This window comes from Caballeronia sp. INML3B (assembly GCF_023631305.1).
Taxonomy (GTDB): domain Bacteria; phylum Pseudomonadota; class Gammaproteobacteria; order Burkholderiales; family Burkholderiaceae; genus Caballeronia; species Caballeronia turbans.
The window spans coordinates 400,687-419,858 of sequence record NZ_JALQDI010000040.1; the positions used below are offsets into that span (position 1 = coordinate 400,687).

Genomic DNA, 19,172 nt, shown 5'->3' on the forward strand with positions numbered 1-19,172 from the left:
GCAGGGATGTCCGGATCTGTTGGCGGCGCTGGCGGGGCGAAACGTCCTGCTGGAGGTAAAAGACCCGAAGCAGCCGCCAAGCAAGCGAAAGCTCACGGATGACGAGGCAGTGTGGTTCGGGGCATGGAAGGGCGAAGCGTACGTAGTTGAGACGCCGGAACAGGCGATTGAGTGTCTTACGAGGAAGGGGTAAGTGATGGGCGCAAAGTGGACAGACGAAGAAATCGCGACGCTGCGTGAGATGTGGCAGTCGCCGATCCCAATGAAGCATCAGATGCACCGACTACCGGGCCGTGGTGCGGAATACGCCTTCCGCATGGCCAGGAAACTAGGGCTGGGCCTCAAGAATCGCAGCTACTCGAAGATGCTTTTCGAGATTGAGAAGCTGATGTCTGACGGGAAGCCGCGCACGGCGCGAGACGTGTTCAAGGAGATCGACATCGAGCTCAGCCACGCCCGCGACCTTCTCACCCGGTTAGTCAGCGAGCAACGCGCGCACATCCCGATCTGGCGTCAGACCGGCTGCAACGGGCAGTGGCAGGCGATCTACCTTATCGGCAAAGGCGAAAGCCAGCCGAAGCCAAGGCCCATGACGCAGAAGCAGCGTACAGAGCGTTTCCTGAGCCGACTCGACCCAGTCGAGATCGACATCATGAAGCAGCGCTACGCAGCTCGGAAGCGCAAGGCGCCGCGCGTCATCGATCCGATCACTCAAGCACTTTTCGGGAGGGCCGCATGATCCCGGCCGACTTCGATCCGTATTTCGCCGTAGTGGGCGTCAAGCGTCGCGACTGGTCCGCGCCCGTACAACCGCAGCAGGTGACGCGATGATCGCCGCGAACGCAAACGCCATGAGCGTCTTTTTCCCCGTCCTGTGGGGCGTTCTCTGCCTCGCCGCGATGGCGGCTCTTTCGCAGCATGGAGGTGCGCAGTGAGTCGAGAGCAATTTGAAAGGCACTACGAGGAGGCCGGCGGCTGCCTCCTCGCCACCGTGAAAGAGAAGCACTGGCAGACGTGGCAGGCCGCGCAGGCGGCTCTGCTCGCGGCAAAAGGACCGGCCGTCGAGATGCGCTATCTGCACGAGAAGGGGCCGCTGGATGCTGAAGCGTGGGACCGACTGAGGAGGAAGGGGTGAGCACGCCAGTCCTATACCGCGAGTTCCTGATGCACACGCCCGGCGTCGGGCATCACCTCGTCGCTTTCTTGAAGGCGAACTGCGGCGCGTACGCCGAGCGCGGCGAGCCGCTCCGTGTGATAGTCACGGCCGAAGAGAAGCAGCGCAACGCGCAGCAGAACCGCTTCTACTGGGGCGGCATCCTAAAGCAGATCGCTGAGAAGGCATGGGTCGACGGCCGCCAGTTCGATAAGGACGCGTGGCACGAGTTCTTCGCGCGCAAGTTCGGCGTGCTCGACGAGCTGGTGCTGCCCGATGGCGAGATCGTCACCCGGCGCAAGTCCACGACGCAGATGTCGGTCGGCGAGTTCTCGGAGTTCATCGAGCAGGTGCAGGCGTATGGATCAGGCGAGCTCGGTGTGGAGTTCGATCGATGACCGCGCGCCTCATCGGTATCCCGAAGCCGCAGACCTTCCGGAGCGAGAAGCTCCGGCGCGCGGTCGCGGAACTGCCGTGCGTCTGCTGTGGCCGCGTCGGCTACACGCAGGCCGCGCATGGGAACGAAGGCAAGGGCATGGCACTGAAGGTATCAGACGCAATGCTCGCGGCGCTCTGCACCGTCTGTCATACCGATCTCGACCAAGGGCGCACGATGAACAAGTTGGAGCGCAGAGCCTTCGTGCTTGAGATGGTCGCGAAGACCTACATGGCGCTGATGGAAAAAGGCGCTCTACAGGTCGTAAATTCATAAGAATCAATTGATTACATACGATAATTCAAGTAAAATATAGGCGTCCTAAATGAGAGAAAAGCATGCGGCGCGGTGACTATCGAGACCCGGCTGTGATCATCGAAGAACGTGAGGCGCGCACGTGCAGAGGGTGCCGTCACTTCGTCGAACAGCGCGTCTTTGACGTCAGCTACATGGCGTGCAAGAAGGACATCTCGAAGCATTGGCGGGACGACTGGAAGTCAAAACGCTGCGCGAAATACGATACGGGGGCTTGATGCAATTCGAAACTTTCGGTGAGCGGCTGGACAACTGGGCCCGAGTGGTGCGCCTTCCGAAGTTTCAGTCGGGAGTCTGCGCACAGTGGGCGCGATGGTATGTCTCGATCCGAGACTCGGAGTCGAAATACGCGTGGGCACCGCCGGCATTGTCCAAGGACGAGATCGACGGTTGGCTCGTCGAGCGTGCGTGGTCCCTCATGCAGCACCCGGTGCACAAGTTCATCCTCAAGTATCACTATGTCTGGGGGATGAGCGACGTCCAAGTGATCACCCGCATGCGCAAGTCGCACGGCGTCAACCTGCGCGGCCGGCCGTGGGAGTTGATTCTTTCGGAAGCAGAAGCGTCGATGAAGAAAACGCTTGTAAACCCTGAGAATCTCGCTAAAATGCTACTCAGATTATCGATTCCGCTTCGGCGTGAGCTTACGGATCCCCCTAGGGAGGGATCGGTGCCTCAACAGAATGCCGAGTTGGTCGATTGACAGAAGCCCGCCACTGAGCGGGCTTTTTGCGTTCTGATGTGCGCTTTCTGCTCAGGGCAGGAACCCGGCAACGCATACGGGGCAGTGGGCGCGCATGAGAGCGCCACCCCTTCCGCTCGCGTAGCGAATCCAATCGCGGAAGATGCGGTTTCTGCTCTCGCCATATGGAGCATCACATGTCCGACGCCGCACCCTGCAGCACCGAGCCTACCGTGAGCCGCCGCGCCGAAGCGAGCGCCATCGTCGACAAGCTCGAAACGTTCATCGGCAACTTCCGATTTCTGTCGGCAGAAGCGCGCGTGCATCTCGCGAATCAGTTCGACGAGCTGCGCACGTATCTGCCGGAGGCTTGAGCATGACGCCCGAACAGTTCTCCTACTGGCTGCAAGGCTTTGTTGAGCTTGGCAACGGTGCCGCTCCGACGCCTGAGCAGTGGAAGTCGATTCGTGAGCACCTCGATACGGTGTTCAAGAAGGTGACGCCGCCAGTTCAAACCGGCCCCTCTGATCCGGTGAAAGACCCGGCCGCAGGAAAATCGCTCGAAGAAATACTGAGGCGGTCGATCCAGCCGTCGCATCCGGTCATTCCGCCGATGCAGCAGCCGTATTGGTTGCAGCCCGGTCCGGGTGTGACGTACCCAGTCAACCCGATGATAGTTACCTGCTGAACACGTCCTCGTGTTTCCTCGCTCTCGGATGAGAGTTTGCGCCCGCGCCGGGTAACTCCGGGCGGGCGTTTCTTTTACTGGGAGATCGGAAGGTTGAACCAGTCGCTGGCAATACTCTCGGTGACCAAAACCGAATAGGCGGGTTTCACCGATCCAGCTGCGATTTTCACGCGGGCCAGCACATCGGCACGGGTCATATTCAAATCACCATAGTACTCAGCGGGCGGAAGGTCGTACCTCACCCCGTCCGACGATGTGATCTGGCGACCGAGCCCGTGGAGCGTCATCGCTGCGTGCAGAAGTTGATACTCGTTCCAGTTCGCGTTGTGGAGTTCCACGCGGACGATAAATCTTGCCATGTTGTTCCTCGTTTGATGGTTGCACCCGGTCTGATGCCGAGTGGAACCAATGTTAGGGCAAGTCCTGAGGGCTGAAATCATGGCGCAGCAAAAAAAAACCGCGCCGGACTGGGAGCGCATCGAAGCGGATTACCGGGCCGGCATCCTGTCGGTGCGGGAGATCGCCGCCTCCCAAGGAATTTCACACGCTGCGATCTCGAAGCGCGCCAAGCGCGACGGATGGGACCGCGATCTCGCCAAACGCATACAGGCAAAGGCCGAGGCGCTGGTTACCACGCGCACGGTTACCACTGAGGTTACCAACGAACAGGCGGTAACCGACAGGGTGATCGTCGAGGGTAACGCCGAGGTCATCGCGAACATTCGGCTGGCTCATCGCTCCGACATCGCGCGTTCTCGCCGCCTGGCGATGGCGCTGCTCGGAGAACTGGAGAGCGTCACCGAGAACCGCGAACTGTTCGAGCAACTCGGCGAAATGCTCCGCTCGCCAGATGAGCGTGGCAACGACAAGCGGAACGACCTCTATCAGAAGGTCATCTCTAGCACCGGCCGCGTCAGCAGCATGAAGCAGCTTTCGGAGACGCTCAAAACCCTGATCGGCCTGGAGCGTGAGGCGTACGGCATCACCGGCGCGCACGACGGCGGCGGAACCGAAGCGCCCGCGGGGCTGGATCACTTCTATGCAGGCTCAGACGAAGAGGGCGACGCTTAACCCGGCGCTACGCAAGTTCTGGTTGGCTCCGGCGCGTAACCGCGTGCTGCACGGCGGGCGTGCGAGTTCTAAGTCATGGGATGCAGCGGGCTTCGCTGTCTTCCTGACGAACACGTACAAAATCCGATTCCTCTGCGCGCGGCAGTTCCAGAACAAGATCGCCGAGTCGGTGTATTCGCTGCTGAAGGTGCAGATCGAGCGCTTCGGCCTGTTGGATCGCTTCGACATCCAGCGCGACAAGATCATCAACCGGGTGACGGGAAGCGAGTTCCTGTTTTACGGCTTGTGGCGTTCGATCGATGAAATCAAATCGCTCGAAGGCATCGACGTTTGCTGGATCGAGGAGGCGCACAACCTCACCGAGGAGCAGTGGGAAATCCTTAATCCGACGCTCCGGAAATCCGGTTCGCAGTTCTGGATCATCTTCAACCCGAAGCTCTCTACGGACTTTGTCTACAAGCGGTTCGTCAAGAATCCGCCGCCGAAGACGATCGTCCGACAGATCAACTATACGGAGAACCCGTTCCTCTCCGGCACGATGCTCGAACTGATCGAGGCGGCCAGGGCTGAGGATTACGAGGACTTCGAGCACATCTACCTGGGTGTGCCGCGCGATGACGACGAAGGCTCGATCATCAAGCGCTCTTGGATCATGGCCGCGATCGACGCGCACAAGGTGCTCGGTTTCGAGGCGCGCGGCATCAAGCGCATCGGCTTCGACGTCGCGGACAGCGGCTCGGACAAGTGCGCGAACGTCTATGCACACGGCTCCGTAGTCGACTGGGTCGACGAATGGAAGGCTGGCGAAGACGAGTTGATGAAGTCGTGCAAGCGCACGTACAACGCTGCGAAGGAGCGCGAGGCCGCCGTCACGTACGACTCGATCGGCGTCGGTGCAACGGCGGGCTCCAAGTTCGCTGAGATCAACGAGGCGCGGCGCGCGGAAGGCGAAACCTTCATGGTGCGCTACGACAAGTTCAACGCCGGCGGCGCCGTGTGGGAGCCAGATCGGAACTATCAGCCTGGCATCAAGAACGGCGACATGTTCTCGAACATCAAGGCGCAGGCGTGGTGGCTGGTCGCTGACCGCTTCCGCAACACGTTCAACGCGGTGCGCAACGGCGAGAAGTTCGCCGACGACCAACTGATCAGCATCTCCAGCGAGACGCCGTTCCTCGATCGCCTGATCGACGAGCTCGCAACGCCGAAGCGCGACTACGACCAGAACGGCCGCGTCAAGGTGGAAAGCAAGAAGGATCTCGCCAAAGCGAACCGCGAGGGCGGCCCGGTGCCGTCTCCAAACTTGGCTGACGCCTTCGTGATGTGCTTCCCGCCGAACGCCGGTGCGCTCGACGTCTGGTCGAGGCTGGCTGGTTAAACATGCTGACGCCTCCCGCGTGGCAAGCAAGGATTTTTCTTACATGACACGCAAACGAGGAAATACTGTCGCGCGGGCGGCGAAGGTGGAAAGCGCCAAGCGATGGGTGGCCGGCGACAGCTTCCAGAACTTCGAAGCGCGCGTCGGCTACGGCACGAACAATCAGACGTCCGGCTCGGGCTACGGCTTCGACTTCATCAGTCGCAATCGCATCCAATTGGAAGCGATGTACAGGTCGTCGTGGGTTGTGGGCGCGGTCGTGGACTGCGTCGCCGACGACATGACGCGCGCGGGCATCGAGATCGAATCGGACCTGCCGCCGGATCAGATGGACAGGATCCACGCGGCGTTCGAGCGCATGGCGATCTGGGATCGCATCAACGACACGGTCAGGTGGTCGCGCCTCTACGGCGGCGCCATCGGCGTGATGATGATCGACGGCCAGAGCATGCGCACGCCGCTGAATCTTGATTCGATCGCACAGGATCAGTTCAAGGGCATTCTCGTGCTCGACCGGTGGCTTGTTCAGCCGTCGCTCAACGATCTCGTGACCGATTTCGGCCCGGATCTCGGGCAACCGAAGTTTTACGACATCGTCGCGGATTCGATGGCGCTCGCGCGTCAGCGCATCCACTACAGCCGCGTGATCCGGCTCGACGGCGTCGAACTGCCGTACTGGCAGAAGATCAGCGAGAACCTGTGGGGTCAATCGGTCGTCGAGCGCTTGTTCGATCGGCTGATCGCTTTCGACAGCACGACGGCAGGCGCCGCGCAGCTCGTCTACAAGGCGCATCTCCGCACGCTCGCCGTCGATGGCCTGCGCGAAGTGATCGGCATGGGCGGCCCGGCGCTCGAGGCGCTGATCAAGAACGTCGACATGATCCGGCGCTTTCAGTCGAACGAGGGCGTGACTCTCATCGACGCGAAGGACACGTTCGAGTCTCACCAGTATTCGTTTTCCGGTCTCGACAACGTGCTTCTGCAGTTCGGGCAGCAGCTTTCCGGCGCGACCGGAATTCCGCTCGTTCGCCTGTTCGGTCAGTCGCCCGCGGGCCTGAGTGCAACCGGCGAGTCGGACGTCCGCAACTACTACGACAACATCAAGCAGCAGCAAGAGCGCAGGCTTCGCCTTCCTCTGACTCGGCTGCTCGAGGTGATTGTGCGCTCTGAGCTCGGCACCGAGCCGCCGGAAGGTTTCCAGTTCGGGTTCAACCCGCTGTGGCAACTGTCCGACAGCGAGAAAGCGGACATCGCGCAGAAGAACACCGACACGGTCACGAAGGCGTACGACGACGGCCTGATCAGCCAGCAGACCGCGTTGAAGGAGCTGCGCCAGTCGAGCCATATCACCGGCGTGTGGTCGAACATCACCGACGAGATGATCAACGAGGCGGACGACGAACTGCCGGACCTGACCGAGATTGACCCCAATGCTCCGAACGCAGGACAAGAAACGCAGCCGGAGCCGAAGCAGCCAGCCGCAAACGCGTAGAGCGGAAACGCAATACGCGCTGAAGCTGCGCCGTGTCGCGCAACAGGTCGGCGATCTGATCAACGGCTTCCCGCCGGGCGATCCGTCCGTCGTGCCGACGATGACCGACATGCTGCGGCGATATGCCGAAGCGCTCACGCCGTGGGCCGAGGCGACAGCGTCGCGCATGCTGTTCGACGTCAATCGGCGCGATGAGGCTGCATGGGCTGAGCAGGCGAAAGAGATGTCGCGCGCGCTGCGCGATGAGCTTCGCACGGCGCCAACCGGCGAGATCATGCGCGCGCTGCTCGCCGAGCAGGTGACGCTCATCAAGAGCCTGCCGCTCGACGCCGCGCAACGCGTGCACGACCTGACGCTGAAAGGCATCGAGGACAGCACGCGCGCGAAAGAGATCTCGAAAGAGATTCAGCGGTCCGGCCTGGTATCGAAGAATCGCGCCAACCTGATCGCGCGGACCGAGGTCGCCCGCACCGCCTCAGTGCTGACGCAGGCGCGCGCCGAGCACATCGGCTCGGAAGGCTACATCTGGCGGACGTCGAACGACTCGGACGTGCGCCATTCGCATCGCGAGATGAACGGCAAGTACGTGCGATGGGATACGCCGCCGCGGCTATCCGATGGCACGGTCACGCACGCCGGCCAGATCTACAACTGCCGGTGCTATCCGGAACCGGTCATTCCTGACTGATATGTGCGAACGCGAACGCAAACCACCGCTCGGGCTTGTGCCGAAATACATTCACGACGAGCGCCGGCTGAAAGAGATTCTCGGCGCGATCGAGCGTTACAGCGAGGCTCAGCTTCTGATCCCTGTCGAATGGGTGACTGAGTTGGCCGGCCTCATCAACGAGCGAATCCCTTACAAATAAGGGCGCGCGAGGAAATCCATGCGCTTTTACACCATCCAGAAGCTCGGGCCGAAGCGATCGCTGACGCCCGAAGGCTTCCTGCTTTGCGAAGAGGTGCCCGTCGCGCGCACCGGCGAGATGCTCTACGGCGCCGGCGAGGTGCCCGTCGAGCCCGGTCCAGATGGCCTGATCCGCATCAGCCGCACGCCCGAGGAAGTGTTTCGCGACGAGACGCTCGCGAGCTGCGTCGGCAAGCCCGTCACGCTCGACCATCCGACCGACTTCGTCGACCCGTCGAACTTCGGCGCGCTCTCGCGCGGAACGATGTTCAACGTGCGGCGCGGCTCCGGTATCGAAGACGATCTGATCGTTGCCGACCTGCTGGTGACCGAGGCCGAGGCCATCAAGGCCGTTCAGGAAGACGGAATCGAAGAAGTCAGCCTTGGGTACGAGGCCGACTACGAACAGGTGTCACCCGGCCGCGGGGTTCAGCGGAACATCGTTGTCAACCACGTAGCCCTCGTGGAGCGTGGGCGTTGCGGCCCGCGTTGCGCGATCGGAGATAAGGAACCTGATGAAATGAAGACATTCGACAGCAAGCCGAAGGGCAAGCGCACCGTGTGGGACCGCATCATGACCGCGTTCAAGGCGGGCGATGAAGCGGCGATGCAGGAGGCGCTCGAAGAAGCCAAGGCCAACGACGAAGAGTCGGAGGAAGAAAAGGCTGCTCGCGAAGCGAAGGAGAAGGAAGGCAAGACCGGCGACGCGCTCGCCCAGATCCTCAGCACCGTGAAGGCGCTCGACGCGCGCATGGCGAAGATCGAAGCGCGCGACGAAGAGTCGGAAGAGGAGCGCAAGAAGCGCGAGGAAGAAGAGGCCGCGGCCAAGAAGACCGGCGACGAAGGCGATCTGACCAAGCCCGAAACGGCAGGCAAGCTGAACGAGGCCGAAGTCGACCTCTACACCGGCGACTCCGCCAAGACGATCCTCTCGCGCGCCGAAATCCTCTCGCCGGGCATCAAGCTCCCGACGCTCGACTCGAAGGCGAGCACCGCCGACCAGGCCGCCTCGCTCTGCAAGTGCCAGCGCAAGGCACTCGATCTGGCGTATCAGACCGAGGCAGGTCGCGCCGCGATCGCGCCGTTCGTCGGCGGCAAGACGGCGGACTTCGAAAAGATGCCCGTCGCACTGGTGCACGCCGCATTCATGGGCGCGTCGGAACTGATGAAGGCGCAGAACAACGCCCGCGCGCACGACTCGTCGGTCACGACGAAGGACTTCGGCAAGCGCTCGACGGTCGCCGACCTCAACAAGCGCAACCGCGAATTCTGGGCCGATCGGTCCGCTCATTAAGGAGAATGCCTCATGGCAAGCAACGCAATTCTGTATCGCATGCCTTCGGGCATTCCCGGCGACTTGAGCCGCGCATCGGTAGCAACGGTCGAATCGATCCCGCTGAACTCCAGCGCACCGTTCGCGGGCTTCGGACTTTTCGGCAAGATCGTCAGCGGCACGTTCCAGCCGATCGGCGCCGGTGACACGGCGGCCGCCGTCTACGGCGCGCTCGTGCGCCCGTACCCGACCGGCGGCTCGCAAGACCCGCTCGGCACCTCGACGCCGCCCACGACCGGCATCGCCAACGTCCTGCGCCGCGGCTACATGACCGTGAAGAACAACGCAGGCACGCCGGCGCTCGGCAGCCAGGTTTATGTCCGCGTCGCGAACGCCGCTGCTGGCAAGCCGATCGGCGGCATCGAAGCAGCGTCGGATTCCACCAACACGATCGCCATCACCGGCGCGACGTTCACGAACGCTGGCGACGCGAACGGCAACGTCGAAATCGCCTTCAACATCTAAGAGGCCATCACCACATGAGCAAAATCATCAAACCGCTGGCGATGGCTGCAATGGCAATCGTCGGCGCTCCGGCGGTCATCACCCGCTCGCGCACGCGTGACAGCATGCTCACGTTCGACTCGCGCACGATCGACAGCACCGGTTCGTTCCTGATCGGCGAACTCGAACGCCTCGATCAGCGTCTGCACATGCCGCTGGCGTCGGTGACGTGGTCGCGCGACATCGACCTCCGCGAGGATGTGTCGATTGCTGACGAAACGTCGTCGTTCACCAACTCGTCGTTCGCGGCGGCCGGCGGCGCCTCGCCGAACGGCAAGTCGTGGATCGGCAAGGATGCGACGGCGATCGCCGGCATCGCGCTGGACATCGGCAAGACGGCCAACCCGTTGACCCTCTGGGGCATGCAGATCGGCTGGACGATTCCCGAACTGGAATCGGCTCAGAAGCTCGGCCGCCCGGTGGATCAGCAGAAGTTCGCCGGCATGCAGCTCAAGCACAACATGGACATCGACGAGCAGGTCTACATCGGCGATGGCGTGTTGGGCGTGACGGGCCTGGTGAACAACGCAGCCGTGACGAACTTGTCGAACGCGCAGACCGGCGGCTGGGCGACCGCGACGGCCGACCAGATCCTCGCGGACGTGAACGAGCTCCTGACCAGCGTGTGGGCTGCTTCGGCATACTCGATCTGCCCGAGCGAACTGCGTCTGCCGCCGGCCAAGTTCGGCCTGATCGTCAGCATGAAGGTTTCCAGCGCCGGCAACATCAGCGTGCTCGAGTACCTGAAGCAGAACACGATCTCGAACTCGATCAACGGTCGTCCGCTGAACATCCAGCCGCTAAAGTGGCTGTATCAGCGCGGCACCGCGAACGCCGACCGCATGGCTGCATACACGAAGGAAGAGGACAAGGTCCGCTTCCCGATGGTGCCGCTGCAGCGCACGCCGCTGGAATACCGCGACATCCGCCAATTGACGACCTATTTCGGCCGTCTGGGCGTGGTGGAAGTGGTGTATCCGGAGACGATCGGCTACCGTGACGGTATCTAAGGAGGCGAGCATGGCAAAGATTCACGTCCATACCGCCTTCCGCCTGAACGTTGACGGCGAACACCGCGAGTTCGCGGTGGGCAATCATACCGTCGACGATTCGACCGCCGAGCACTGGTACGTCAAGGCTCATGCCGACACGCCGAAGGAAGAGAAGGCGAAGGCTGCGAAAACCGAGGCGGACGCCAAGTGAGGAATGAGCCGTGACACCAGCCCAATTTCGACAAGACTTCCCCGAGTTCTCCGACACGACGCGATACCCCGATTCTCTGGTCACGCTGTGGCTGACGGTCGGATCGTCGCTCGTGAACGAGTGCCGCTGGGGCGAGTTGACCAACATCGGGATTGAGCTCGTCACGGCGCATCACCTCGCGATCGCCGCTCGCGATCAGCAGGCGGCGGCAGGCGGCGGCATTCCTGGGCAATCCTCCGGGCCGCTGTCGTCGAAGGCTGTCGACAAGGTGAGCGCCAGTTACGACACTGGTGCGGCCAGCCTTGCCGATGCGGGCTTTTGGAACCTGACATCCTACGGGACGCGCTTTCTAGGCATGGCGCGCCTCATGGGCGCAGGCGGGATGCAGCTATGACGGTCAAGGTCACTCGCGATAAGGTCGCGGCTGTGATCAAGGCCGTCAGCGATCTCGCGACAAAGGACGTGCTCGTCGGCATCCCCGACAGCGCGCCCGAGCGCAAGGATGACGAGCCGATCAGCAACGCGCAGATCGGTTACATCCAAGAGAACGGTGCACCAGAGGCGAACATCCCGGCTCGTCCGTGGCTCGTGCCTGGTGTGCGTGATGCCCAGGACCGCATCGCCGACCGGCTCGGCAAGGGCGCGAAGGCTGCGCTGAACGGTCAAGATCAGGCGGATCAAACGCTGCACTCCGCAGGCCTCATCGGGCAGAACGCGGCGCGCGCGAAGATCAACAGCAACATCCAGCCGAAACTGGCTGACTCGACGCTTGCGGCGCGGCGCGCGCGCGGCGTCACTCGCACGAATACGCTGGTCGATACCGGCCAGCTTCGCAACTCGATCACTTACGTGGTCCGCAAAAAGACCTGACCATGCCTCTGCTCGACGTCTCCGACCTGCTGACCGATCCGGATTTCGTCGATAACTCGCTGACATGCACGCGGAGCGCGCAGACGGTAGGCGACGATGGCATGGCTGTCAACACGCCGACGGTTTCGGCGTTCTCCGGCGTCGTCACGAACGACACCGGCGATCAACTGATGCGCGGCGCGGACGGCGCGCGCATCGATGGCTCGATCACGATTCACACGCGCTTCCAACTCATCGACGGGAAAACCGGCTTCGATGCTGACGTCGTGACGTGGCAGGGCAGGCAATACACCGTCGTCAACGTGCGCGACTGGTCGACGTATGGGCAGGGATTCGTGGCCGCGCAGTGCGCGCTGATCCCGTTCTCGGGAGGCTGACATGACAGATTCCAGCACCGGCGGCTATCTCCAGCCGGACGTGCCGTCGCCGCCGCTCGAAGATGCCGCGCTCGACGCAGTCTTTCAGCAGTTGGTTGTCGGGCTGACGGGTTTGCCCGGCGCCATGGTGCGGCCGCGCTGGCAGCCTACCGTGCCGAAGATGCCCGAGCCGAACCAGAACTGGTGCGCGATCGGCATCACGGACATCGATCAGGATTTCGCGCCGACGATTGTCCACGTGCCTGATACGGACGGCACCGACAAGCTCTACCGCAACGAGATCCTTACGCTGCTCGCCAGCTTCTATGGGCCAGCCGCGATGCAATACGCCGCGCAGGCACGCGACGGGATCTTCGTCGCACAGAACCACGGCATGCTCGTGCTGGACGGCATGGGGCTGGTCGACGTCGGCCGAGTGATCCCCGCGCCCGAGATGCTCAATCAGCAGTGGCAGCGACGCTTCGACCTGAAATTTCGCGTGCGTCGTCAGGTCGAGCGCACGTACAGCGTGCTCAATCTGCTGTCCGCGCAAGGCACGATCGACCGCGACCCTGAAACGACAGACTTCGTCGTCGAGCAGTAAGCCCATTCACATCGGATTCATCGGCCCGCCGCGTGCGGGCTTTTTCTTTTCGGGACGCACACATGGCGAACACTCTGCCGATCAGCCGACTGGTCAAGGTCGCGATCACGCTCACGCAGTCCGCTGCGCAGGCTCAAAACACCTCGACGCTGCTGATCCTCGGCACGTCCAACGTCATCGACCTCGTGTCGCGCTTCCGCACGTACGAAAGCATCGACGACCTGGCGACCGACTTCGGCACGTCCGCCGAAGAATACAAAGCCGCCGTGCTCTGGTTTGAGCAGGCGCCGCAGCCGACGACCGTCATGGTTGGCCGGTGGGCGAAGACGGCCGCCGCCGGCCAGTTGCTCGGCGGCACGTTGTCGGCCGCGCAGCAGGCGCTGTCGAACTTCACCGCGGTCTCGTCCGGCGGCATGAAGATCACGATCGACGGCACGCTCAAGACGCTGTCGGGCATCAGCCTGACCGGCGTCACGAACCTGAACGGCGTTGCCTCGGCGGTGACGACCGCACTCGCAAGCGCGGGCATCTGCGTCTGGAACTCGACGTTCAACCGCTTCGAGATCACGAGCGCGACGACCGGCGCGACGTCGTCCGTGAGCTTCGCGCAGGCCCCCACGTCGGGCACGGACATCTCGGGTCTCATGGGACTGACGTCGACGACCTCCGGCGCGTATGTCGCTGCAGGCGCGGCCGCAGAATCTGCGGTCTCGGCGGTGACGCTGTTCGACGCGAACTACGGGCAGCAGTGGTACGCGCTGACCGTGCCGAGCGCTGTTGACGCGGATCACCTCGCTGTCGCTGCCTACATCGAAGCCGCGTCGACGAAGCACTTCTACGGCGTCACCACGCAGGAAGCAGGCGTGCTCGTCGCTAGCGACACGACGAACATCGCCTATCAACTGATGGGCCTCGGCTACAAGAAGACGGCCGTCCAGTATTCGAGCTCGAACGCGTACGCGGCCGCCTCGCTGCTCGCGCGCATCCTGACGACCGACTACACCGGCAACAACACGGTCATCACGCTCAAGTTCAAGCAGCAACCCGGCATCACCGCGGAGAACCTGAACAGCACGCAGGCGAACGCGCTCGAAGCGTTTAACTGCAACGTGTTCGTCGCCTACGACAACAACACCGCGATCATCGAGCAGGGCGTCTGCTGCTCGGGCGATTTCATCGACTCGGTGATCGGCGCGGACAACTTCGCAATCGACCTGCAGAACGCTGTCTTCAACCTGCTCTACACGAGCACGACGAAGATTCCGCAGACCGACGCGGGCAATCACCTGATCGCGACGACGCTCGAGCAAGTGTGCGCGCAGTACGTCACGAACGGCTTCCTCGCGCCGGGCACGTGGAATTCCGGCGGGTTCGGCACGCTGAGCCAAGGCGATTACATGCCGAAGGGCTTCTACGTGTTTGCGCCGCCTATCGCAAACCAGAGCCAGGCGGATCGCGCCGCGCGCAAGTCGGTCAAGTTCCAGATCGCAGCGAAGGAAGCCGGCGCAATCCACAGCGCGGACATCGCTGTCACCGTCAACCAGTAAGGGGTTTAGATGAGCGCAACGTACTCGTTTCTGAATTTCAATGCGTCGCTGATCGGCCCCGGCGGCGCAATTTCGCTCGGCGCCGGCTGCGGCATTTCGGAGGAAGGCTTCACGGTCGAGTTCTCCGAGGATGCCGACAACATGAAGATCGGCGCCGATGGCACGCCGATGCACAGCCTCAACCCGAGCAAGGCCGGCAAGCTGACCGTGCGCCTGCAAAAGACCTCGCCGACCAACGCTCTCCTGTCGGCGATGTACAACTTCCAGCGCACAAGCTCGGCGAACTGGGCGCAGAACATTTTCACGGCGACCGACACCGTGCGCGGTGATGTGTACACGTGCCAGGGCGTCGCGTTCGCCAAGTTCCCGAAGAACGATTTCGCCAAGGAAGCGGGCATGATCGAATGGGAATTCAACGCCGGCATCATCGATCCGGCACTCGCCGCGGGCGTCTGACCATGAGCGGAATCGTAGACATCAACGGCCAGTCCTACAGGATCGGCCGCCTCGATGCGAAGAAGCAGTTCCACGTCGCGCGGCGGCTCGCGCCGCTGCTCGCGGGCCTCGGTGGTGCGCTGAAAGCGGAGGCGAAGGGTTTCGCCGAACTCGTCAGCCCGATCGCGGAAGCGCTCGCAAAGATGTCCGACGAGGACACCGACTACGTGCTCGACACGTGCCTCATGGTCGTGCAGCGCCAGCAGGGCGAAGGCTGGCAGAACGTCATGGTCAAGGGCGGCGGCCTGATGTTTCAGGACATCGACCTGCCGACGATGCTTCGTCTCGCGGTCGCGGTCATCCAGCAAAACCTCGGCAGTTTTTTTCCCGGCGGGCCGTCGACGTTGACCGCGGCGGCCTGAGCGGGATCAGCTTCGTCTCCCTTCCTGATGGCGAAGACTGGCTGTTGCTGCCGGTCATGGAGGGGCTCATTAAGTACGAGTCCCTGATCGACGGCACGCTGGATCTGTGCGACATCGCGCTGCTGAATGACGCGCTCTCGGTCAAGCGCGAGAACGAAACGCGCGTGCAGGAACACATGGAACGGACGAAGCGATGAACGAAGAAGTCATCAAGGAGTTTCTCGTCTCGATCGGTTATAAGACCGACGAGACGAGCCTGCGCAAGTTCACGCTGTCGCTCCAGAGCGTCACCAAGACGGTGATGAAGCTCGGCACGGCGGTCGTCGCAACGGCAGCCGCTGTCGTTGCCGGCGTGAAAATCATCTCGGGAGAGATGGAGCGCCTGTATTACGCATCGCAGCGTACCGGCGAGACGGTCGGCAACATCATGGCGCTGCGGTATGCCGCCGGCCAGATCGGGCTGACAGCAGATCAGGCGCAGGCGTCGCTTGAAGGATTCACGCGCACGCTGCGCTTGAATCCGGGCATGAACGGGCTGCTCACGCAGCTCGGCGTCACCGGCAACGGCCCGCTCGAGCAATTCGAGAGCTTCATCGGCAAGATGAAGCAGATGCAGCCGTACATCGCGGCGCAGTATGCGGGCCTGTTCGGGATCGATCCCGACACGCTGCTGATGCTCGAAAACGGGCTGCCGAAGCTCCAGGCGGCGCAGGCGGAGTATCAGAAAAAGCTCGGCGCGTTTCATTTGAATCCCGAGCGTGCCGCGCAGGCCGGGATGTCGTTCGACAACTCGATCCGCAGTCTGACCAACGACATTCATATTTTCTGGGTGCTGTTGCAGGAGCATCTCGCTCCTGTCCTCGCGCAGATCGCGACGGAGTTCGAGAAGTGGGCATTTGGGCACGCGGATGAGACCGCACGCAAGATTGCGACCGCGCTCGAAGCGGTTGCAAAGTGGGTGCGCGACATTGACTGGCAGAAGGTCGGGAAGGACGTCGATGTCTTCCTCGATAAGGCGGGAAAGGTCGCTGAGGTAATCGGCAACATCGTCGGCAGCGTCGCGCGCGTCGCGAGCTGGTTTGGCGGCAGCGATTCGCAGGCGGCCCAGGCCGCGCAAGGCGATGCGCCTCCCGACGCGAACCCGAACGACAGCGCCTTCATCGCATGGGTGAAGCGCAAGCGGTACGCGTTCCAGCAGTGGGCCGGCGCGGCTCCGTCTGGCGGCCGGGAAACAGAATCAGCTCAGTTGGATCTCGGGAAAGGAGACAACAACTGGGGAGGTGCGCCTCGCGGCATCCGGAACAACAACCCGGGCAACATCAGATACGGCGACTTCGCGCGCAGCGCAGGCGCGATCGGCGCAGACAGCGGCGGCTTCGCAGTCTTCTCCGACATGCGAACTGGCATCGAAGCGACGGCGAAGCTCCTGCGCAGCTATACCGCGCGCGGCTTCAATACGATCCGCAAAATTGTTTCGCGCTGGGCGCCGGCAAATGAGAACGACACGCAGGCATATATCGCGGCGGTCGCTAAGCAACTGGGCGTCTCGGCTGACACCGTGCTGTCGGGCGATCAGTTGCAGGGCGTCGCTGGGTCTATCTTCCAGCACGAGAACGGCTCGGCATACGGAAAGCTCGGCACGAACTCCGCGCAGGCCGCGTCAAAGTCTGTGACCTTCAATCAGAAGACTGACGTGCACGTGCACGGCTCGCCCGATCCGGGCGGCACCGGGCGCTCGGTCGCCGGTGAGCAGTCGCGCGTGAATGCCGATCTCGTTCGCAACATGACAGGAGCATACGTGTGAGCGTTCTCGGCTTCATCGAATCGGGCGCGCAGCTCGGGCTTCAGCTTCTGACAATGAAGCCGAAGCGTGAGCTCGTCGCGCAGGACGGCGGGTCGTCGATCGTTGCGCACGCGACCATTGAGGAAGTCCACCAGGACGAGCTCGAAGTGACCGAGCATCCGGTCGAGCAGGGCACGGTCATCGCCGATCATGCTTTCGTGCGTCCGGCGGACCTGATCATCACAGCCGGATGGTCGAACAGCCCAAATTCGACGAGCCTGCTCGGCGCTGTGGCTGGCTCGGTCGCCGCGCAGAGCAGCGCCGCGCGCGCGCTCATCGGCGCTGTCGAATTCGGGGCGGGCGTCATCAACCTGCTGAGTGGTGGCGTCTCACCGGTTCAGAAGGCGTACGACAACCTGCTCTCCGCATATCAGGCTCGAACGCTATTCACGGTCTATACCGGGAAGCGCCCGTACAAAAACATGATCATCAAATCGTTGTCCACAACCACGGACAAGGACACCGAGAACTCGATGCTGATACGCATCGTGATGCGTCAGATTTTGATGGCACAGACCCAGACGGTGACGGTTCCTGATTCGAGCAACATGTCGAACCCGGCGAGCACCGCGTCGCCTGAAGACGCAGGGGTGACCTCGCCAGTCCCGGCGCCGAACATCAACGTAACAGCACTTCCATGACCGCATACGAGATTCCGCTGTCGGCCAAACCGCAGACGTTCAGTATCGCGCTCGGCGGCGTCACCTACAAGATGACGATCCGCTGGAACGTGCCGGCCGCCGCGTGGATGCTCGACATTGCGGACGCGACGGGCAACCCGATGGTCGGGAGTGTCCCGCTCGTGACGGGCGTCGATCTGCTTGGGCAATACGCATATCTCGGCTTCACCGGGCAACTGGTGGTGCAGACGGACAATGACCCGGACGCCGTCCCGACGTTCGGTAACCTCGGCTCGACCGGGCATTTGTACTTCCTGACATCATGAGCGATCAGTGGATTCGAAAGGCGCAACTTCTCGTCGGAGACGGGAAAACATTTCTCGACCTGTCCGAACTGCGCTTTAGGTTCGAGACGCAAAACTCTGACAAACAGACGCCGAACACCGTGCACGTGCGTGTCTACAACCTCAGCAAACAGACAGCCGAGAAAATAGGAAAGGAATATTCGACGATCGTTCTACAGGCCGGCTACCAGCAAGGCAACTTCGGCGCAATCTTCTTCGGATCAATCAAGCAAACCGGATCGGGCAAGGAGCGCAACGTAGATTCGTTCGTCGACATCTGGGCGGCAGACGGCGACATCTGGTACAACGGCGCGCTCCTGAACAAGACGATTGCAGCGGGAGCTTCGCAGCAGGACATCGTCAGCGCGATCGTCAAAGCGCAGGCGCCTGGAGCTCCGCAGTCGACGGATGCAGCGTCGCCGTCCCCTTATTCGATGAAGTTTGCAACTGATGCTCCGGGAATCATTGGCGCCGCTCAGGGCGTTGCGAATACTCTGGCGCGCGGCAAGGTGCTGTTTGGCCTTGCGAGGGACTACGCCCGTGATTGGGCAAGGAACACGGGGCTTCGATGGAGCATCCAAAATGGCGAACTGACCGTCGTCCCTATCACTGGCTATCGGCCTGGTGAGGCCGTGGTTCTGTCGTCAACAACAGGCCTCGTCGGCGTGCCGGTTGCCACGGAGGGAGGCGTAGTCGTCAGAGCGCTGCTCAACCCCCTGATTCGAATCGGCTGCCTTGTGCGAATCGGGGAGGGTGACATCACGCGCATCACGTCTCAGCAGTCAGGGTTGAGCTTTGCACAAAACGCAAATCCAGCGGCTTCGCCAACAACAAAGGAAGGCACGTACCGTGTGATGCAGGCAGAGTTTGTCGGAGACACTCGGGGTAACGAATGGTATGTCGACATGATCTGCCTTGCAGTAGACATCAGTGCTGCGCAAAGCTCCTCGGTCGATGCCGCTGGCTGAC

The 19,172-nt window shown here is 62.2% G+C and carries 29 protein-coding genes; 28 read left to right on the top strand and 1 reads right to left on the bottom strand.

Annotation, left to right across the window (positions count from 1 at the left end; genetic code table 11):
* Window positions 1-193: 193 nt before the first annotated feature.
* The 7 genes from NCS58_RS17545 (at window position 194) to NCS58_RS17575 (ending at window position 3,274) form a co-directional block, all read left to right on the top strand.
* Complete coding sequence (locus tag NCS58_RS17545; RefSeq protein WP_250538782.1) at window positions 194-739, top strand: hypothetical protein; 546 nt, start codon at window positions 194-196, stop codon at window positions 737-739.
* A 192-nt stretch (window positions 740-931) separates the two neighbouring features.
* Window positions 932-1,135, top strand: a complete 204-nt coding sequence (locus NCS58_RS17550) for a hypothetical protein (protein WP_250538783.1) — start codon at window positions 932-934, stop codon at window positions 1,133-1,135.
* Window positions 1,132-1,551 (top strand): recombination protein NinB, encoded by a 420-nt coding sequence (locus NCS58_RS17555; protein ID WP_250538784.1) that lies wholly within the window; start codon window positions 1,132-1,134, stop codon window positions 1,549-1,551. The genes NCS58_RS17550 and NCS58_RS17555 overlap by 4 nt, the downstream gene beginning before the upstream one ends.
* Window positions 1,548-1,865 carry a hypothetical protein gene (locus NCS58_RS17560; protein WP_250538786.1) on the top strand — a complete coding sequence of 106 codons (318 nt, stop codon included), beginning with the start codon at window positions 1,548-1,550 and terminating at the stop codon, window positions 1,863-1,865. Before NCS58_RS17555 ends, NCS58_RS17560 begins: the two co-directional genes overlap by 4 nt.
* 178 nt (window positions 1,866-2,043) lie before the next feature.
* Window positions 2,044-2,607 carry a hypothetical protein gene (locus tag NCS58_RS17565; protein WP_250538789.1) on the top strand — a complete coding sequence of 188 codons (564 nt, stop codon included), beginning with the start codon at window positions 2,044-2,046 and terminating at the stop codon, window positions 2,605-2,607.
* Window positions 2,608-2,783: 176 nt separating this feature from the next.
* Window positions 2,784-2,960: a hypothetical protein gene (locus tag NCS58_RS17570; protein WP_250538790.1), complete on the top strand. Its 177-nt coding sequence runs from the start codon at window positions 2,784-2,786 to the stop codon at window positions 2,958-2,960.
* A 2-nt stretch (window positions 2,961-2,962) separates the two neighbouring features.
* Window positions 2,963-3,274, top strand: coding sequence for a hypothetical protein (locus tag NCS58_RS17575; protein ID WP_250538792.1), 312 nt, complete (start codon window positions 2,963-2,965; stop codon window positions 3,272-3,274).
* A 74-nt stretch (window positions 3,275-3,348) separates the two neighbouring features.
* Here the strand turns inward: NCS58_RS17575 and NCS58_RS17580 are convergent, their stop codons facing one another.
* Complete coding sequence (locus tag NCS58_RS17580) at window positions 3,349-3,633, bottom strand: hypothetical protein (RefSeq protein WP_250538795.1); 285 nt, start codon at window positions 3,631-3,633, stop codon at window positions 3,349-3,351.
* A gap of 79 nt (window positions 3,634-3,712) precedes the next feature.
* On the opposite strand from NCS58_RS17580, the gene NCS58_RS17585 reads away from it, so the two are divergent.
* The 21 genes from NCS58_RS17585 to NCS58_RS17685 all read left to right on the top strand — a co-directional run bounded on the left by NCS58_RS17585 (window position 3,713) and on the right by NCS58_RS17685 (window position 19,171).
* Entirely contained in the window at window positions 3,713-4,345 is a 633-nt protein-coding gene (locus NCS58_RS17585; RefSeq protein WP_250538796.1) for a hypothetical protein, read from the top strand.
* Window positions 4,314-5,723, top strand: a complete 1,410-nt coding sequence (locus NCS58_RS17590; protein WP_250538797.1) for a PBSX family phage terminase large subunit — start codon at window positions 4,314-4,316, stop codon at window positions 5,721-5,723. Before NCS58_RS17585 ends, NCS58_RS17590 begins: the two co-directional genes overlap by 32 nt.
* 43 nt (window positions 5,724-5,766) lie before the next feature.
* Complete coding sequence (locus NCS58_RS17595; RefSeq protein WP_250538800.1) at window positions 5,767-7,215, top strand: DUF1073 domain-containing protein; 1,449 nt, start codon at window positions 5,767-5,769, stop codon at window positions 7,213-7,215.
* Window positions 7,154-7,903, top strand: coding sequence for a phage minor head protein (locus tag NCS58_RS17600; RefSeq protein ID WP_250538801.1), 750 nt, complete (start codon window positions 7,154-7,156; stop codon window positions 7,901-7,903). The genes NCS58_RS17595 and NCS58_RS17600 overlap by 62 nt, the downstream gene beginning before the upstream one ends.
* 1 nt (window position 7,904) lies before the next feature.
* The gene (locus NCS58_RS17605) at window positions 7,905-8,084 is read left to right on the top strand and encodes a hypothetical protein (protein WP_250538802.1); all 180 of its coding nucleotides are present in this window, start codon (window positions 7,905-7,907) and stop codon (window positions 8,082-8,084) included.
* An 18-nt stretch (window positions 8,085-8,102) separates the two neighbouring features.
* Window positions 8,103-9,416 (top strand): DUF2213 domain-containing protein, encoded by a 1,314-nt coding sequence (locus NCS58_RS17610; RefSeq protein WP_250538803.1) that lies wholly within the window; start codon window positions 8,103-8,105, stop codon window positions 9,414-9,416.
* 12 nt (window positions 9,417-9,428) lie between these two features.
* Window positions 9,429-9,920, top strand: coding sequence for a hypothetical protein (locus NCS58_RS17615; RefSeq protein WP_250538804.1), 492 nt, complete (start codon window positions 9,429-9,431; stop codon window positions 9,918-9,920).
* A gap of 14 nt (window positions 9,921-9,934) precedes the next feature.
* Window positions 9,935-10,969, top strand: coding sequence for a DUF2184 domain-containing protein (locus tag NCS58_RS17620; RefSeq protein WP_250538805.1), 1,035 nt, complete (start codon window positions 9,935-9,937; stop codon window positions 10,967-10,969).
* A gap of 10 nt (window positions 10,970-10,979) precedes the next feature.
* A complete protein-coding gene (locus tag NCS58_RS17625; protein ID WP_250538806.1) occupies window positions 10,980-11,162 on the top strand; it encodes a hypothetical protein in 183 nt (60 codons plus the stop codon).
* Window positions 11,163-11,172: 10 nt separating this feature from the next.
* A complete protein-coding gene (locus tag NCS58_RS17630) occupies window positions 11,173-11,556 on the top strand; it encodes a DUF4054 domain-containing protein (protein WP_250538807.1) in 384 nt (127 codons plus the stop codon).
* Window positions 11,553-12,032 carry a hypothetical protein gene (locus NCS58_RS17635; RefSeq protein ID WP_250538808.1) on the top strand — a complete coding sequence of 160 codons (480 nt, stop codon included), beginning with the start codon at window positions 11,553-11,555 and terminating at the stop codon, window positions 12,030-12,032. The genes NCS58_RS17630 and NCS58_RS17635 overlap by 4 nt, the downstream gene beginning before the upstream one ends.
* Before the next feature lie 2 nt (window positions 12,033-12,034).
* Window positions 12,035-12,409: a hypothetical protein gene (locus tag NCS58_RS17640; RefSeq protein WP_250538809.1), complete on the top strand. Its 375-nt coding sequence runs from the start codon at window positions 12,035-12,037 to the stop codon at window positions 12,407-12,409.
* Window position 12,410: 1 nt separating this feature from the next.
* Entirely contained in the window at window positions 12,411-12,992 is a 582-nt protein-coding gene (locus NCS58_RS17645) for an LIC_12616 family protein (protein ID WP_250538810.1), read from the top strand.
* 62 nt (window positions 12,993-13,054) lie between these two features.
* Window positions 13,055-14,539 (top strand): DUF3383 domain-containing protein, encoded by a 1,485-nt coding sequence (locus NCS58_RS17650; RefSeq protein WP_250538811.1) that lies wholly within the window; start codon window positions 13,055-13,057, stop codon window positions 14,537-14,539.
* A gap of 9 nt (window positions 14,540-14,548) precedes the next feature.
* The gene (locus NCS58_RS17655; RefSeq protein WP_250538812.1) at window positions 14,549-14,995 is read left to right on the top strand and encodes a phage protein; all 447 of its coding nucleotides are present in this window, start codon (window positions 14,549-14,551) and stop codon (window positions 14,993-14,995) included.
* 2 nt (window positions 14,996-14,997) lie between these two features.
* The gene (locus tag NCS58_RS17660; RefSeq protein ID WP_250538813.1) at window positions 14,998-15,396 is read left to right on the top strand and encodes a phage tail assembly chaperone; all 399 of its coding nucleotides are present in this window, start codon (window positions 14,998-15,000) and stop codon (window positions 15,394-15,396) included.
* Window positions 15,397-15,452: 56 nt separating this feature from the next.
* Entirely contained in the window at window positions 15,453-15,593 is a 141-nt protein-coding gene (locus NCS58_RS17665) for a DUF6889 family protein (protein WP_250538814.1), read from the top strand.
* Window positions 15,590-17,200, top strand: a complete 1,611-nt coding sequence (locus tag NCS58_RS17670; protein ID WP_250538815.1) for a hypothetical protein — start codon at window positions 15,590-15,592, stop codon at window positions 17,198-17,200. Before NCS58_RS17665 ends, NCS58_RS17670 begins: the two co-directional genes overlap by 4 nt.
* Window positions 17,197-17,880 carry a phage baseplate protein gene (locus tag NCS58_RS17675; protein WP_250538816.1) on the top strand — a complete coding sequence of 228 codons (684 nt, stop codon included), beginning with the start codon at window positions 17,197-17,199 and terminating at the stop codon, window positions 17,878-17,880. The genes NCS58_RS17670 and NCS58_RS17675 overlap by 4 nt, the downstream gene beginning before the upstream one ends.
* Window positions 17,877-18,185 carry a phage baseplate plug protein gene (locus NCS58_RS17680; RefSeq protein WP_250538817.1) on the top strand — a complete coding sequence of 103 codons (309 nt, stop codon included), beginning with the start codon at window positions 17,877-17,879 and terminating at the stop codon, window positions 18,183-18,185. Before NCS58_RS17675 ends, NCS58_RS17680 begins: the two co-directional genes overlap by 4 nt.
* Complete coding sequence (locus NCS58_RS17685) at window positions 18,182-19,171, top strand: phage protein (RefSeq protein ID WP_250538818.1); 990 nt, start codon at window positions 18,182-18,184, stop codon at window positions 19,169-19,171. The genes NCS58_RS17680 and NCS58_RS17685 overlap by 4 nt, the downstream gene beginning before the upstream one ends.
* Window position 19,172 lies beyond the last annotated feature (1 nt).